Genomic DNA, 15,616 nt, shown 5'->3' with positions numbered 1-15,616 from the left:
TGGCTCTAGATTCGATGCGCCCCGACCCCTATCCTAGCGTGCCCGCGCCCGCCTAGTGGGTACAGTCCCTCCTTTCCACGCCGGCATGGCGGCGCGATCCGGGCTCCTGTCGGCGAGGATGGCCGCTGCAGGTTTCGGCGGCGCGCCGGATTTCCTCGACAATCCGGTCGGCTTCCATTCGGTCTATGCTTTCGGCGCGGAACGCCCGTCCGCCGTGACCGAGAACTGGGGTTCGCCATGGCAGATCGTGACGCCCGGGCTGACGCTGAAGGCCTATCCCTGCTGCACCGCCAGCCATCCGGTCGCGTCTCTCGGCATCGACCTCAACCGGGAAGGTCTAGAGGCTGATGCGATCGAGTATATCACCTTCACCTACCCGCCCGGCGCCGATGCCGCCCTGATGGTGAGCAAGCCCGGCAATGGGATCGAGGCACGCTTCAGTCCCGAATACGTGTTCGCCGCCGCCCTCATCGACGGGGCTCTGCGGCTCGACCATTTCGACGAGCGGCCTGTCTTGCCGCGCCTGATGGACCTTGCCCGGAGCGCCGGCCGCCGCCACGACGAGACTGCGCCGCGCATGTCGAGCGATCCACGCACCCGCTTCGTGATCGTCGATATCGTGCTTCGCGACGGCAGCGCGATACAGCGCCGCTTCGACGGCCTGCCGGGGCTGAGCGATCCGTCCGAAAAATTTCGCGACGCAACTGCGCGCAATCCCGCCTTCGCGGATGTCCCGTCGCTCGTCCGGACAATGAGCAGCACGGCCGACCTTCGCCAACTTCTGGCGCTGCTCAACCAGGATGCCGCCCAAAATCCAGAATGACGAAGGATATTGTCATGACTCGCAAAAGAGAAATCCACCTGGGCCTGTTTCTGCAAGGGGCCGGCCACCACGTATCCGGCTGGCGTCATCCTCACGCCGAGGCGGGAAGCGAGAATTTCGACTTGCTGAGACGCGTGTCCCAGATCGCCGAAGCAGCGAAATTCGACATGGTCTTTCTGGCCGACGGATTGACCAGCGGCATCGATGCTCATCCCTCGACGATCGCGCGTTTCGAGCCTTTGACGCTGCTTTCGGCGCTCGCCGTGGTGACAGACAAGATCGGCCTCGCGGCAACCGCATCCACGACCTATGGGGAGCCCTATCACACTGCCCGCGCCTTCGCCTCGATTGACCACTTGAGCCACGGCCGGGCCGCCTGGAACGTGGTCACGACATCCTATGCCCGCACGGCGAACAATTTCTCCAAGGCGCACCCGGAGCACGATGAGCGTTACGCCGTGGCCGAGGAATTCGTCGACGTCGTGCGCGGACTGTGGGACAGCTGGGATGACGACGCCTTCGTCAAGGACAAGCAGAGCGGCGTCTATGCCGACCCTGCCAAGCTCCATGTGCTCGATCACAAGGGCAAGTATTTCTCAGTCAAGGGGCCGCTGAACATTCCGCGCGCACCGCAGGGCCATCCGATCCTGATCCAGGCCGGCTCATCCGGCCCCGGCCAGGATCTTGCCGCCCGCACCGCCGACGTGGTGTTCACCGCGCAGCAGAGCCTCGAAGAGGCGCAGGCCTTCTACAAGAGCGTCAAGGAGCGCGTCGCGCGCTTCGGACGTCAGCCGGACGAGGTCGCCATCATGCCGGGCTTCCTGCCGGTGATCGGCCGCACCGCCAGGGAAGCCGCGGACAAGCTTGCAGAACTCGACAAGTGGACTGACATCAAAAGCGCCATGCCGCTTCTGGAAGAACGCATCGGCCACAGCCTTGCCGATTACGATGTCGATGGCCCTCTGCCGGACCTTCCGATCTCCGACCAGTTGCGCAGCCGTGCCGAATTGCTGACCGCGCTTGCAAGGCGCGAGAACCTGACCATCCGTCAGTTGGCGCTGCGCGTTGCCGCCGGCCGCGGCCACCATATCGTGCTTGGCACGCCGGTCGAGATCGCCGACCGGATGCAGCAATGGTTTGAAAGCCGCGCCGCCGACGGCTTCAACGTCATGCCGCCGTTTTTTCCCGAAGGGCTCGAAGACTTCACGCAGATGGTCGTGCCAATCCTGCAGGAACGCGGCCTGTTCCGCACCCAATATGATGGCTCGACACTGCGCGAGCATCTCGGCCTCGCGCGGCCGGCACTATTTTCGCCCTAACTGTGCGAAATATTGGCTAGATACACCACGTCAATGGAATCAGGCAGGTCGAACATGAACCTTCATCTCGAAACGGACGACGATCCGCGTACCCGCCAATTCATCGACGAACATAACGGGCTTTCCGACAAGGCACTGAGAACACCGGAATTCGCTAGGGATCGCGATGCGATAAAAGCATTGATCGAACGGCAGGACAGGCTGATTGTCCCGATGCGCCGAGGCGGGTGGCTGTTCGATTTCCGGCAGAGCAAGGATAATCCGCTCGGCGTCTGGCTCCGCCTGCCCGCGGATCAGCAGCCCTTGCCCGATGCCGGCTGGGAACCGGTCTTCGATCTCGATGCCTTCTGCGTGCGCGAAGGCAAGCGCTGGAACTGGCGCGGCGCCGTCACCTGCCCATGGGAGCCGACACGGGTACTGCTCACACTTTCGGACGGCGGCTCCGACCTTCTCCGGCTGCTTGAATTCGACGCCGAGAGCAAGCAGATCGTCGAGGGTGGCTTCGATACGCCGGCCGCGCGATCGCATGCCAATTGGCTGAGCCCGGACGAAATCTGCTATTTCGGCTCTATCGACCGATTTTCGGCGACCCGTTCTGGATGGCCACGGGTCGGGCGGCGATTGAAGCGCGGGCAGCGACCGGAAGAGGCCGCCGTCATGTTCGAAGCAGCAGATGAGGACGTCTACGGCTTCAATCTCGTCATCGACCCTGCTCTATCAGGCGCTTCGGCGGATCATGGATTGATCGACATTTTCGTCGCCGCCCACGAGATCGGCGTCGCCAGCGCTTTCCTGATCGCCAACGACGGCACGCAGCGGCGCATCGATCTGCCTAAGGAAGCCGATTTCCAGTTCAATCATGATCATTGCCTTTGGCGGGCAAAGACCGATGAGCGCGTTGCAACCGGCAGCCTCGTGCTGCAGCGCTTTGATCCCCGATCGGAGACAGCCCTGCTTGGGCCGCAGCGCATCCTGTTTCAGCCTGCCGCGGGCCAGTCCGTCTCGCAGATGATGCTGATGCGCGAGTGGTGCGTCTTCCTCATCTCCGATCGGCTGCGTCCGCGTCTCGTGGTGCTGGACCTGACGAGGCCCGACGCCGAGCAGCGCGAGATCGCATTGCCGGCGGACATGCAGACGGCTCATTTCAGGCCGCTCCATGCGGATCTGCATCTTGGCGACGATACGCTCTACATCGTCGGCCAGGGCTTCCTGCAGCCTCCGGCCTGTTACCGCCTCGAGCTGTCGGATCGCGGCAAGCAGGCCGAACCGATTTTCGTCGCCACAGCGCCGAGCTATTTCGATGCGACCGATATGTCATCCGAACTGCTGGAGGCTGTTTCCGAGGACGGAACGAAGGTTGCCTACCGGCTGGTCCTGCCGAAGCACTGGACCAAGGGCGCGCTGCCGGTACTGCTTTACGGCTATGGCGGCTTTGATGTTTCGCTATCGCCGAACTATTCCGGGGTAACAGGACGCTGGCTGGAGCAAGGCGGCGCCTATGTGCAGGCCTATATCCGCGGCGGCGGCGAATTCGGTCCCGACTGGTATCGCAGCGCCAAGCGGCAGGGGCGAGACCGGGCGTTTGCCGATTTCGTCGCCATCGCCCGCGATCTCGTCGCCCGCGGCTATACCGTGGCATCGCGAATCGCCTGCCAGGGCGGCAGCAATGGCGGTCTGCTGACCGGCGTGATGCTGACGCGCTATCCCGATGATTTCGGCGCTGTCTGGTGCCAGGTGCCGGTTCTCGATATGACACGCTTCCACCTGTTCAGCGCAGGGCAAGCCTGGATGGACGAATACGGCGACCCGGACACGCCGGTGGACCGGGATTTCATGCTCGGCTATTCGCCGATTCACAATGTCAGGCCGGCGACACAGGTCACCTATCCGCCGATCTATGTCGAAAGCTCGGCCAATGACGATCGTGTGCATCCCTCGCATGCGCGCCGCTTTGCCGCGCGGCTGGAGGAAGAAGGACACCGGCCGCTCTTCCATGAATTCGGCTCCGGCGGGCATGGCAGCGACGGCAATTCCGAAGAGCGCGCCGCCCGCGCAGCGATGGGTTACAGCTTCCTTCGCCAAACTATCATGCGATAGGATGCCATAGAATGAAGGAGGAGAGCTTGTCGGCACGCCTCTTTCTGATACAAACGCGTCAATAATCATACTTTTCATACAGGCTCGAGCGAAACACCATGTCTCCTATCAATCTCGCCATCGTCGGCGTCGGCAAGATCGTCCGCGACCAGCACCTTCCCTCCATCGCCAAGAACCCGGATTTCGCGCTCGTCGCCACGGCAAGCCGCCACGGCACGGTCGAAGGCGTCAAGAGCTATACGACGATCGAAGCGATGCTCGACGCCGAGCCCTCGATCGATGCCGTTTCGCTCTGCATGCCGCCGCAATACCGCTACGAGGCAGCCTATAAGGCGCTCGTCGCCGGCAAGCACGTCTTCCTGGAAAAGCCGCCCGGCGCCACGCTGAGCGAAGTGGCCGATCTCGAAGCACTGGCGAGCAAGCAGGGGGCGTCGCTCTTTGCCAGCTGGCATTCGCGCTACGCGCCGGCCGTCGAGGCCGCCAAGGCGTTTCTTGCCTCGACAACGATCAAAAGCGTGCATGTGATCTGGAAGGAGGATGTCCGCCACTGGCATCCGAACCAGGAATGGATCTGGCAGGCCGGCGGCCTCGGCGTTTTCGATCCCGGCATCAATGCGCTGTCGATCGTCACCCATATCCTGCCGCGGCCGATCTTCATCACCGAGGCCGTGCTCGAATTTCCCGAGAATCGCGATGCGCCGATCGCGGCCGACATTCACTTCCGCAATGCCGATGGCCTGCCGGTTCACGCCGAATTCGACTGGCTTCAGACCGGCAAGCAAAGCTGGGACATCGTCGCGGAGACGGCAGCCGGCCAGATGGTGCTCGCCGAGGGCGGCGCCAAGCTTCTGATCGACGGCGCGCTGAGATTCGCCGAGCCGGAGCAGGAATATCCCTCGCTCTACCGTCGCTTCGCCGAAATCATCAAGGCCGGCAAATCGGATGTCGACCTCGCGCCGCTACGCCACGTCGCCGACGCCTTCATGCTCGGCAAGCGGAAGTTCGTCGACGCGTTCCACGACTGAGGGTCGCAATAACGTCATAGAAACCGGCAAGATTTGCCGGCCTATGGCAATAATGTTCGGGGGCAGCCGCTCATGAGCAACAAAATCCGCCGCATGGGCCGATTTTTCCGCGTGTTGAAGATTGGCATCCTTGCGGTGCCGCTTCTCGGCCTTGCAGCCTGTTCGGGCGAACAGGTCGTCATGCCTCCTGATGCACCGGGCGTTTCCCGATCCGAGGAATATTCCTTCGGATCGGCGACCCAGGCCCAGGATTGGCAGGCCACCAAAAAGGTGCTGGACCAACTGGAAGGGCGGTTCGGAGAGAAATCCGTGCGTATCCTGGCGCGCAATCTCGACAGCACCACCAACCCGCAGAGCATCAAGGCTTATTATGCCGAACGCCTTGTCCATCAAGCCGGCTGGGCGGAAATGCCGGTCAGCCCTTTTGCCGACAGCGCGTGGGCATTCGCTTTCGTCAGTCCGAGCGGAAAGCGGGTTTTGGCAGTGGAGGCGCTCAATCCGTCGGAAGGTGCGGGAGGGATCGTCCCCCTCAACATCCTGACGAACCTCGACGAGGACAAAGGGTCGAACGGGTAATGGCTTCCATCGGCCGGTGAGAGGGAAGTTGGACGACTTCATGCAACAATTCAAAGTGTTACAGCGTCGTGTCGCGGTAAACCGCTCAGGCCTTTTTCTCCCACCGCCCCTCTGACGTCTGCTGCCAATAGGTGAGGTTATGCCCCTCGCCCTTCAGCTTCTTCCATTGCGCACGGGCGGCTTCCAGCTGCGCCTGGTCGTGACCGTCGAACATGAAGACGATTCGCTCATAGGCATCGGCCGGCGGCGGCTCGGCGCCGTCGACGATGAAACGCACGGTCGCCGCATTGGCATTGCCTGATGTGACCGTCAAAAGCACCGGCTGGCTTTCGGCAAAATCCGCCTCGTCGGTGCCGTGCGGCAGGAAGCTCTCCTCGCGGAAAGTCCAAAGATGCTGATCGAGAGCGTCACGCCGCGCCGGCTCACGCGTCTGGACGGCAACGCGCCAGCCGCGCTCGACGCATTTGTCGATGAGCGGCGGAAGCGCGTCCTCCAGCCTGGTTTCGGTCAGATGATAGAAGAGAACGTCCGTCATCAGGATTCATAATGGGCGCGAACGAGCTCATCGAGCAGGCGGACGCCGAAGCCGGAACCCCAGGACTGGTTGATCTCGTCCTGCGGCGAGCCCATCGCCGTGCCGGCAATATCGAGATGCGCCCAAGGCGTCTCCTGCACGAAGCGCTTGAGGAAATGCGCCGCCGTGATCGAGCCCGCCTGTCGCCCGCCGGTGTTTTTCATATCGGCGAACTTGCTGTCGATCAGCTTGTCGTAGTCCCTGCCGAGCGGCATGCGCCAAAGCTTCTCATTGCTCGAAAGGCCGGCTGCCGTCAGTTGGGCGGAAAGCTGGTCGTCATTGGAGAACAAGCCGGCATGCACATTGCCGAGCGCCACGACGATCGCCCCGGTCAGCGTGGCGAGATTGATCATGAACTGCGGCTTGAAGCGGTCGTTGCAGTACCAGAGCGCATCGCAGAGCACGAGGCGACCCTCGGCATCGGTGTTGATCACCTCGATCGTCTGGCCGGACATCGACGTGACGATGTCGCCTGGACGCTGGGCGTTACCGTCAGGCATGTTCTCGACCAGGCCGATGATGCCGACCGCGTTGACGGCAGCCTTGCGGGAGGCGAGCACATGCATGAGGCCGGTGACGGCTGCCGCACCGCCCATATCGCCCTTCATGTCCTCCATGCCGGCGGCCGGCTTGATCGAAATGCCGCCGGTATCGAAGACGACACCCTTGCCGATGAAGGCAACGGGACGATCCTTGCCCTTGCCGCCCTTCCACTGCATGACCGCCAGGCGCGGCGGGCGCACGGAGCCCTGGGCGACGCCGAGAAGAGCGCCCATCCCAAGACGGCGCATCTCCCGCTCCGTCAGGATTTCCACTTCGACGCCGAGCTTTTCCAGCTCCTTCGCCTTGGCGGCGAACTCGACGGGGCCGAGCACGTTCGGTGGTTCGTTGACGAGGTCACGGGCAAGATTGACGCCACCGGCGATCGCTTCGGAATCGGAAAACGCCTTCTTGGCACCACCCGGATCGGCGGTGACGATCGTCACCTTGACGGATTTCGCCGGTTTTTCCTCCTCGTCGCCCTTCTTTGTCTTGTAGGTATCGAAGCTATAGGCGCGTAGCAGCATACCCAGCGCGAAATCGGCGGCTGCCCGGGCGCTCGTCTCGAGCCCGGGCACGTCGATGAAGACAGCGGCCTTATCGGTATTCTTGATTCTCGATGCTGCGGCACCGCCGGCCTTCAGCCAGTCATGGGCGGTGAGTTCGGCGAGCTTGCCAAGCCCGATAACAACGATGCGGTCGACGGACGCGCCTTCGGGGGCGACAATATCGAGCGCGCCCATGGATTTCGCGGAGAATCGGGCGATCCTGGCAGCCTTGGCGATCACGCCTGCCGGGTCGACTGTTTCGGCACCGGCAGCGCTGTCGGCCTCCGCAGTCTTCAACAGGATCGCCAGGCCGCCACTGAGCTTCGCCGATTTCGAGAATGAAATTTCCATCTTTACTGACATGTCTTCTCCGCTGGGATTCTTTGAAATCCGTCCCTGGCGGATAATTTCGCGTTTAGCGGGTCTGTCAATGGCTTGCGACAATTGTTATGGTCGCCCGCGGCCATCACGGCCCTCATGTTTTCGTCAGTTTCGTAGATATTCGCGTTGACAGTTTTTTCGAAAAATCGATGGCGGGACCTCGCAATCCGCCTGCCGAAAACGACTTTCGGTGCATTCATGCTGCTGTTTTGGACGTGGTGGGCGCTGCTTGCCGTCTTCCGGGCTTTCCCCGAAATAGACATCTATTTTTCCCAGCTTTTTTTCGTAGGCGCAGATTGCGACGCGGCTGCCGCCGCCGGGAGCATCTGCGGCGGCTTTCCCTATCGCGACGTCGCGGCCTTCGACCTGCTGCGCACCCTCTTCTTCCGCTTGCCCTATGTGGTGGCGATCGTGATGCTGTGGAAACTCGTCGAATGCTACCAGCAGCATGGCGCAACCTTTAACGCCGAGCGGGCGCAGAAGCTCAAAGTCGCGCTCGGAACGCTGCTGATCGGGCCGGTGCTGCTCGTCAATGTCATCCTGAAGGAGCATTGGGGCCGGCCGCGACCGATACAGACGGACATTTTCGGCGGTGCGCTGCATTTCACCGAGGCAGGTTCGCTTGCCGGGAAATGCGTTTCGAACTGTTCGTTCATATCAGGCGAGGCAGCAAGCGCCGGCTGGCTCTTCTGCCTTCTGCTCTTCGTTCCGAAGCCCCTGCGTTATACGCTGGCGGCGCCTGTGGCGGCGATCTCGATCCTCACCCCGGCGATGCGGCTATCCTTCGGCGCGCACTATCTTTCCGACGTCGTTCTTGGATGGCTTTCGTCGCTTGTCGTCTTCGCCGCGTTGCTGGCGTTAACTGAGTCGCAACAGCATCAAAAAAATTCTGAAATTTGAATGAATTTTTGACACCAGCTTGTCGCAAAAGCGCGACAAAGAGCGTAGAGGGATTCTCCTGCAAAGCCGTTTGGGCGTGCAGGTGCTTTCAAGGGCAGGCATGAAACTACTCGAGACATACATATTGCGGCGCGTCGGCCAGATGTTTCTCGTGGCGCTCCTGCCCGTTCTGGCGATCATTTGGACGACTCAGGTTCTGCAGCGCATCAATCTGGTTACCGACAGCGGCCAGTCGATCGGCTCGTTCGCCAAGCTCGCAACGATGATCCTGCCGTCGATCATTCCCGTCGTGCTGCCCTTCGCCCTCGTTATCGCGATCACCCAGACGCTGACGACGATGAACAACGATTCCGAGCTGACCGTCATCGACGCGGCCGGGGCGCGGCGCAGCGTGTTGATCCGCCCGATCCTGCTGCTTGCCGCCGTCATCAGCGTCTTTTCCTTCTTCGTCGACAACGTCGTCGAGCCGCGCGCAAAAACCGTCGTGCGCCAGATGATCGCCGAGACCTATGCTGATCTCCTCTCTTCGGTGATCGAGGAAAAGACCTTCCGCAAGCTTGATGAAGGCCTCTATGTGCAGATCTCGCAGCGGATGGCCGGCCGCATGCTGAAGGGCCTTTTCGTCGCCGACGAGCGCGATCCGGCCTACGAACTGATCTATTATGCGAAGGAAGGCGCCGTCGACGATACGGGCACGACCCTGATCATGCATGAAGGCGAAGTGCACCGCAAAACACCCGATGGCAACGTCTCGGTCATCAATTTCGATTCCTATTCCTTCGACCTCTCGGACATGACGGAGAGTCGCGGTCAGGCGACGTTGCGCGCCAGCGACCGTGACCTGTGGTTCCTGTTCAATCCAGATCCGGCCGACAAGGACTATACGATCCGGCCGCAAAGCTACCGCGCCGAACTGCACCGCCGGCTGACGGACTGGATCCTGCCCGTTGTCTTTGCCCTGTTTTCACTGGCGATCGCCGGCGATGCGCGCTCGCACCGCGAAGCGCGGCTGCATCCGATGGTGAGCGCTCTCGCCTATGCCTTCGCGATGCGATGGGCGGCCTTCTACGCGGCCAATCAGATCGACACCGACCCTGAATATATCGCCGTCCTCTATGCCATACCGATTGTCAGCAGCATCGTCTCGATCGTCTTCCTCGGCCTGCACAAACGACTGGTCATGCCTTCGTTCATTCGGGACCGGATTTCGTCTTTCTGGAGACAGATGCAGGAAAGGCTGCTTGCCGCGACCGGCAGGACCGGCGGGGGCACTGCCCAATGATGTTCGGGACATTGTCGCGTTATTTCTTTCGCCGCTACCTAGTAACGACGGGCTGGTTCCTGATCGGCGTCTCGGCGATTTCTTTCCTCCTCGATTTCAGCGAGACGGCAGGCCGCATGTCCGGTCTGCCCGGCTACACGATCAGCGGCGGCGTGCTGATGACCGCCGTGCGCCTGCCGCTCATCCTGCAGCAGACGGTGCCGTTCATCGCGCTGTTCGTCGGCATGACGGTGCTGATCGGCCTCAACCGCAAATATGAGCTCGTCGTGACGCGTGCAGCCGGGATTTCGGTCTGGCAGTTCATGTTCCCCTTCATCGCCGGCTCGCTGGCGCTCGGCCTGTTGACGATGGCGGCGCTCAACCCGCTTGCGGCCTGGGGACAGCGCCAGGCACTGCTGGTCGAATCCGACTGGCGCGGCGAGAACGCGGTTCTGCGCAAAGCCCCGCAGATTCCGTGGCTGCGCCAGATCAGTGGCCGGGACGATGTCATCATCGGCGCCCAGACGGTCCAGGATAACGGAACCAAGCTGATCGACGCCGTGCTGATCCATTTTGATTCAAGGGGTCAGGTCATTCTGAGACAGGACGCGGCCACGGCAAAATTGGAAGATGGTTACTGGCAACTTAACAATGTTGTCGAGCGCCAGCCTGGCGAAATCCCGGTGCGTAAAGCTTCGGTTCAACTTCGCACCAATCTGAAACAGGACTTCGTCCAGGAGCGGCTGACAGCGCCGGAAACAATTGGTTTCTTTGACCTTTCCAACCGGATTGCGGCGGCCAAATCCTTCGGCATCTCAACCAAGGCGTTGGAGACGCAATTCAACTCCCTGTTGTCCCAGCCATTGCTGCTGGTGGCCATGACTCTCATTGCTGCAACAGTGTCTCTAAAATTTAGCCGGTTCAACCAATCCCGCTCCGTGATTCTGGGTGGCATCCTTTCGGGCTTCATGCTTTATGTCATCACCGTGCTTGTAAAGGCATTCGGAAGCAGTGGAGTCGTGCCTCCCTTCGTGGCGACGTGGATACCGGTGGTCGTCGCGCTGGCCTTGGGTGCGACTATTCTGCTTCATCAGGAGGACGGCTAGTGGCGGTAGGCGACCGCAAGTATTTTAGTAAACAGCTGGTTGCCCTGCTCGTCGGCGCGACTCTATGTTCCTATTTCGGCAGTGTCCCGGTCTCATACGGCCAGGTCAGCGCGCCCGAACAAACGATCGAGAAGAAGATTCCTGCAGAGGCCAAGCTTCTGCTTTCGGCCAATGAACTCGTCTATAACCGTGACGCCGATCTGGTGTCGGCGGTCGGCGGCGTGCAGATCAATTATGCCGGCTACAAGATGGTCGCGCAGAAGGTCGAGTACAATCAGAAGACCGGCCGGATGACGGCGATCGGCAATATCGAGCTGGTCAGCCCCGACGGCAACCGCATCTATGCCGACAACCTTGACGTGACCGACAATTTCGCTGACGGGTTCATGAACTCGCTGCGCATCGAAACTGCCGACAATACCCGTATCGTCGCCGAAACCGGCGAGCGCGTCGGCGGCACGCAGATGATTCTCAACAAGGGCGTCTACACGGCCTGCCTTCCTTGCGCCGAAGATCCGAAGCGCGCACCCTTCTGGCAGGTCAAGGCCAAGCGTGTGATCCAGAACGGCGTGACCCACACGATCCGCCTGGAGAGAGCCCGCTTTGAGCTGCTCGGCTATCCGATCGCCTTCGTGCCGGTCATGGAAGTTCCCGACAATACGGTGAAGCGCAAGTCGGGCTTTCTCTTCCCGACGATGAGCCTGTCGCAGAATCTTGGCTTCGGACTTTCCGTTCCTTATTATTATGTGATCTCGCCGAGCATGGACGCGACGGTCACCGCCACCGGCTACACCGCCCAGGGCTTCCTCGTCGAAGGCGAATTCCGCCAGCGCTTCGAAAATGGCACGCATATCCTGCGCGTCGCCGGTATAGACCAGGCAAAGCCGGACAATTTCAGCTCCGGCACCAGCGATGCCGAAGCCGGCCAGCGTGGCATGGTGGCATCGAAGGCCGAGTTCCGCATCAATCCGCGCTGGACGTTCGGCTGGGACGTCATGATGCAGAGCGACAACAACTTCTCGCGCACCTACAAGCTGCGCGGCCTGACCAGCACCGATCGTACCAACCAGATCTACCTGACGGGACTTGGGAAACGCAATTATTTCGACATGCGGGCGTTCTATTTCGACGTCCAGGATGCCGACCGGAAGAACACTGCCGAAAAACAGCAGGCGATCGTCTATCCGTCGCTCGACTATCACTATGTGGCGCCGCAGCCGCTGGCAGGCGGCGAGCTTTCGGCTGATGTCAACCTGACGAATATTTCGCGCACCCATGACGACTTCTATACCGTCGACGGCTTCGACCGCTTCCGCGGCCTGAAGGGTCAGACCTCGCGGCTGACTGCCGAGCTACAGTGGAAGCGCACCTACGTCACGCCGACCGGCCTGGTGATCACGCCGCTGCTGGCCGCGCGCGGCGACGCCTTCGCGCTGAACATGGACGATCCCACAGGTTACGCCGGCAACTACGACGACGGCAATTCCGCCACCCGCTCGATGGTCACGGCCGGGCTGGAGATGCGTTATCCGATCCTGATGACGACTGACAATAGCACTCATGTCCTCGAGCCGATCGCACAGATCTATGCCCGCCCCGACGAGCAACTCGCAGGCCGCCTGCCGAACGAGGATGCTCAAAGCTTCGTCTTCGACGCCACCTCACTGTTCGACCGCGACAAATTCTCGGGCTACGACCGCGTCGAAGGCGGTACCCGCGCCAATGTCGGCATCCAGTACACCGGTACTTTCGACAGCGGTTACAAGCTGCACGGCATTTTCGGCCAATCGTACCAGATCGCCGGTCAGAACTCGTTTGCGACCGATGACCTCGTCAATGTCGGCGCCGATTCCGGCCTTGAAACCACTCGCTCCGACTATGTCGGCCTCGGTGGCATCGAGACACCGTACGGCGTTTCCGTGACCGCCTCCTACCGCCTCGACGAGAAGGATTTCGATTTCCGCCGCGGCGACCTGACGACGGCCTACCAGAACGACACCTTCTCTTCGCAGGTGACCTTCACCCATCTCAGCGCCCAGCCGGCATATGGCTTCGACGAGGACAATGACGAGATCCAGACCAGCAGCAAAATCAAGTTCAAGGATTACTGGTCGATTTTCGGCGGCATCGCCTGGGATCTGAACAATGATGTGATTAGCCGCCGGACGCTTGGCCTGTCCTATGAGGACGAATGCACGATCTTCACGATCGCCTATACCGACAGCAGGGATTCCGACGACGAGTCGGCAAGCGACTGGACGATCGGCGCGCGGCTGACCTTCCGCACGCTCGGCGACATCAAGGTCGGCTATTCTGGAGACAGCTCGGATGGCCTCAACTGACGGACGGTCGGCGCAAACATGGCCTGAAGCCATTCTTTCGCCGTATGCCTGTGCAGGACATTGCCGCCAGTCGGTATCTGAGGCATAGGGGTTTCGCGCCGTGATGGAAGCGATTTCCGCGTGTCTCGCACTGTGGTAAGAACGCCGCGAACAACGTCTCGCGGCGCTATCGGGAGGTCAACAGATGATTGACGCGAAAAAGGCCATAACCAAGTTCCTCGCCGGGGCAGCGCTTGCATTGCTGACAGGCCTTGCCGGTCCAGCGCTTGCGGCAAGTGAAGTCAAGGCGGTGGTGAACGGCACCGCCATCACCAGCGGCGATGTCGCCAAGCGCCAGGCCTTCCTGCGCCTGCAGCATACGAAGGCCGATGCCAAGGCCGCTGAGGAGCAATTGATCGACGAGGCGCTCAAGCGGCAGGAGGTCGCCCGCGTTCATATGTCGGTTTCGCAGCAGGACGTCGATGCGTCTTTCGCGCGCTTTTCGAGCGGCAACAAGCTTTCCCCCGAGCAGATGTCGCAGATCCTCGATCGCGCCGGTGTCGGCGTCGACCATTTCAAGGGTTTCATCGCCGTGCAGATGAGCTGGCCGCGTGTGGTCAACGCCCGCTACGGCTCGACGTCGCGGCTGTCGAACTACGATCTCGTCTCGCGCATGATGCAGAACAACAAGCAGAAGCCGGTAACGACGGAATATATGCTGCAGCAGATCATCTTCGTCATTCCGCAAGCCAAGCGCGGGGCCATCACCGGCAAGCGCAAGGGCGAGGCCGAGGCGTCGCGCTCGAAATTTCCGGGCTGCGACCAGGCAAAGGTATTTGCCGCGACGATGCGTGACGTTTCCGTGCGCGATCTCGGCCGGATGCTCGCCCCCGAGATCCCGCCGGATTGGAAACCGTTGGTCGAGCAGGCCAAGGGCAACACGACAGGGACCCGCGTCACCGACAAGGGCGTTGAATACCTGGCAATCTGCAGCCAGCGGCAGGTCTCCGACGACCAGGCCGCCGAAATGGTCTTCCGCCAGGAAGATCTCGACAAGTCCAAGGGCGGCAAGGACGCCAGCCCGGAAAACGAAAACAGCAAGAAATACCTGGATGAACTGCGCAAAAAGGCGCAGATCGCCTATCGCTGACCGACAATGGTGATACCGTTTTCGCGACCGCTTGCGCTGACCCAGGGCGATCCCGCCGGCATCGGGCCGGACATTACTCTGATGGCCTGGCTCCGGCGGCGTGAACTCGGGCTGCCGCCTTTCTTCCTGATCGGCGATCCTGATGTCTTGGCGCTGAGAGCCCGCCAGCTCAATCTGGCGGTTTCGATCCGCGAGACCGATAAAGCCAGCGAGGCAGCCGGCATGTTTGCCGACGCGCTGCCCGTCATGACCATACCGGCCGGTATCGAGGTGGTGGCCGGCGAGCCGCATGCAGCAACGGCGAAAGGCACGATCGCGGCGATCGAGAAAGCCGTGTCGCTTGTCATCACCGGCGAGGCGCTCGCGGTCGTCACCAATCCCATCGCTAAAGCCGTGCTCTACGAGGCGGGTTTCCGATTTCCCGGCCATACCGAATTTCTCGCCGATCTCGCCGCCCGGGCGACCGGCCGGCCGGTGACACCGGTGATGATGTTATCAGGACCGAAGCTCCGGGCGATTCCCGTCACCATCCACATTCCAGTCCGGGACGTGCCGCAGGCGCTGACAGGCGAACTGATCGTGGAGACCTGCCGGATCGCCCATGAAGACCTGAGGCAGCGTTTCGGCATCGAGACGCCGCGGCTCGCCGTTGCCGGCCTCAACCCGCATGCGGGCGAAGGTGGGGCGATCGGCAAGGAGGACGAGGATATCATCCGACCGGCGATCGAGCGCCTGCGCGACGAGGGCATCGATGCGATCGGCCCCCTGCCCGCCGATACGATGTTCCATGACGAGGCGCGGGCGCGATACGACGTCGCCGTCTGCATGTATCACGACCAGGCACTGATCCCAGCCAAGGCACTTGGTTTCGACGACAGCGTCAACGTGACGCTCGGGCTTCCCTTCGTGCGCACCTCGCCGGATCACGGCACCGCTTTCGGCATCGCCGGCAAGGGACTGGCGCGCGAGCAGAGCCTCGTTGCGGCGCTGAAGCT

Annotated in this window: 12 protein-coding genes and 1 pseudogene; 11 read left to right on the top strand and 2 right to left on the bottom strand. The window is 61.6% G+C overall.

Translation table 11 applies throughout. The features are described from left to right. Window positions 1-70: 70 nt before the first annotated feature. From MOV76_RS33565 to MOV76_RS33545, 5 genes and pseudogenes are all read left to right on the top strand, one after another. Window positions 71-823, top strand: a pseudogene (locus MOV76_RS33565) (MmgE/PrpD family protein); the annotation flags it as partial. Window positions 824-837: 14 nt separating this feature from the next. Next, a complete protein-coding gene (locus MOV76_RS33560) occupies window positions 838-2,142 on the top strand; it encodes an LLM class flavin-dependent oxidoreductase (protein ID WP_247266140.1) in 1,305 nt (434 codons plus the stop codon). Between the two features lie 54 nt (window positions 2,143-2,196). Further along, window positions 2,197-4,239, top strand: a complete 2,043-nt coding sequence (locus MOV76_RS33555; protein ID WP_247266139.1) for a prolyl oligopeptidase family serine peptidase — start codon at window positions 2,197-2,199, stop codon at window positions 4,237-4,239. A 98-nt stretch (window positions 4,240-4,337) separates the two neighbouring features. Continuing rightward, window positions 4,338-5,264, top strand: coding sequence for a Gfo/Idh/MocA family protein (locus tag MOV76_RS33550; RefSeq protein WP_047621543.1), 927 nt, complete (start codon window positions 4,338-4,340; stop codon window positions 5,262-5,264). A 72-nt stretch (window positions 5,265-5,336) separates the two neighbouring features. After that, complete coding sequence (locus MOV76_RS33545; protein ID WP_018241460.1) at window positions 5,337-5,840, top strand: hypothetical protein; 504 nt, start codon at window positions 5,337-5,339, stop codon at window positions 5,838-5,840. 85 nt (window positions 5,841-5,925) lie between these two features. Here the strand turns inward: MOV76_RS33545 and MOV76_RS33540 are convergent, their stop codons facing one another. Beyond that, window positions 5,926-6,375 carry a DNA polymerase III subunit chi gene (locus MOV76_RS33540; protein WP_168319346.1) on the bottom strand — a complete coding sequence of 150 codons (450 nt, stop codon included), beginning with the start codon at window positions 6,373-6,375 and terminating at the stop codon, window positions 5,926-5,928. Beyond that, entirely contained in the window at window positions 6,375-7,865 is a 1,491-nt protein-coding gene (locus MOV76_RS33535) for a leucyl aminopeptidase (protein WP_193446078.1), read from the bottom strand. The genes MOV76_RS33540 and MOV76_RS33535 overlap by 1 nt, the downstream gene beginning before the upstream one ends. A gap of 144 nt (window positions 7,866-8,009) precedes the next feature. Here MOV76_RS33535 and MOV76_RS33530 point away from each other — a divergent pair, with 144 nt between their 5' ends. From MOV76_RS33530 to pdxA, 6 genes are all read left to right on the top strand, one after another. Continuing rightward, window positions 8,010-8,783 (top strand): phosphatase PAP2 family protein, encoded by a 774-nt coding sequence (locus tag MOV76_RS33530; RefSeq protein WP_247266138.1) that lies wholly within the window; start codon window positions 8,010-8,012, stop codon window positions 8,781-8,783. A 100-nt stretch (window positions 8,784-8,883) separates the two neighbouring features. Then, complete coding sequence (lptF, locus tag MOV76_RS33525; protein ID WP_026188342.1) at window positions 8,884-10,065, top strand: LPS export ABC transporter permease LptF; 1,182 nt, start codon at window positions 8,884-8,886, stop codon at window positions 10,063-10,065. After that, window positions 10,062-11,150 carry an LPS export ABC transporter permease LptG gene (gene lptG, locus MOV76_RS33520; RefSeq protein ID WP_018241455.1) on the top strand — a complete coding sequence of 363 codons (1,089 nt, stop codon included), beginning with the start codon at window positions 10,062-10,064 and terminating at the stop codon, window positions 11,148-11,150. The genes lptF and lptG overlap by 4 nt, the downstream gene beginning before the upstream one ends. Beyond that, window positions 11,150-13,492: an LPS-assembly protein LptD gene (locus MOV76_RS33515; protein WP_247266137.1), complete on the top strand. Its 2,343-nt coding sequence runs from the start codon at window positions 11,150-11,152 to the stop codon at window positions 13,490-13,492. Before lptG ends, MOV76_RS33515 begins: the two co-directional genes overlap by 1 nt. A 184-nt stretch (window positions 13,493-13,676) precedes the next feature. After that, entirely contained in the window at window positions 13,677-14,621 is a 945-nt protein-coding gene (locus tag MOV76_RS33510; protein WP_018241453.1) for a peptidylprolyl isomerase, read from the top strand. Window positions 14,622-14,627: 6 nt separating this feature from the next. Further along, the coding region (gene pdxA / locus MOV76_RS33505) for a 4-hydroxythreonine-4-phosphate dehydrogenase PdxA (protein ID WP_247266136.1) at window positions 14,628-15,616 on the top strand (989 nt) is incomplete at its 3' end.

The sequence above is a fragment of the Rhizobium sp. PRIMUS64 genome (genome assembly GCF_023006465.1).
Lineage (GTDB): Bacteria > Pseudomonadota > Alphaproteobacteria > Rhizobiales > Rhizobiaceae > Rhizobium > Rhizobium leguminosarum.
This window is presented reverse-complemented; position numbering and strand designations above follow the sequence as displayed.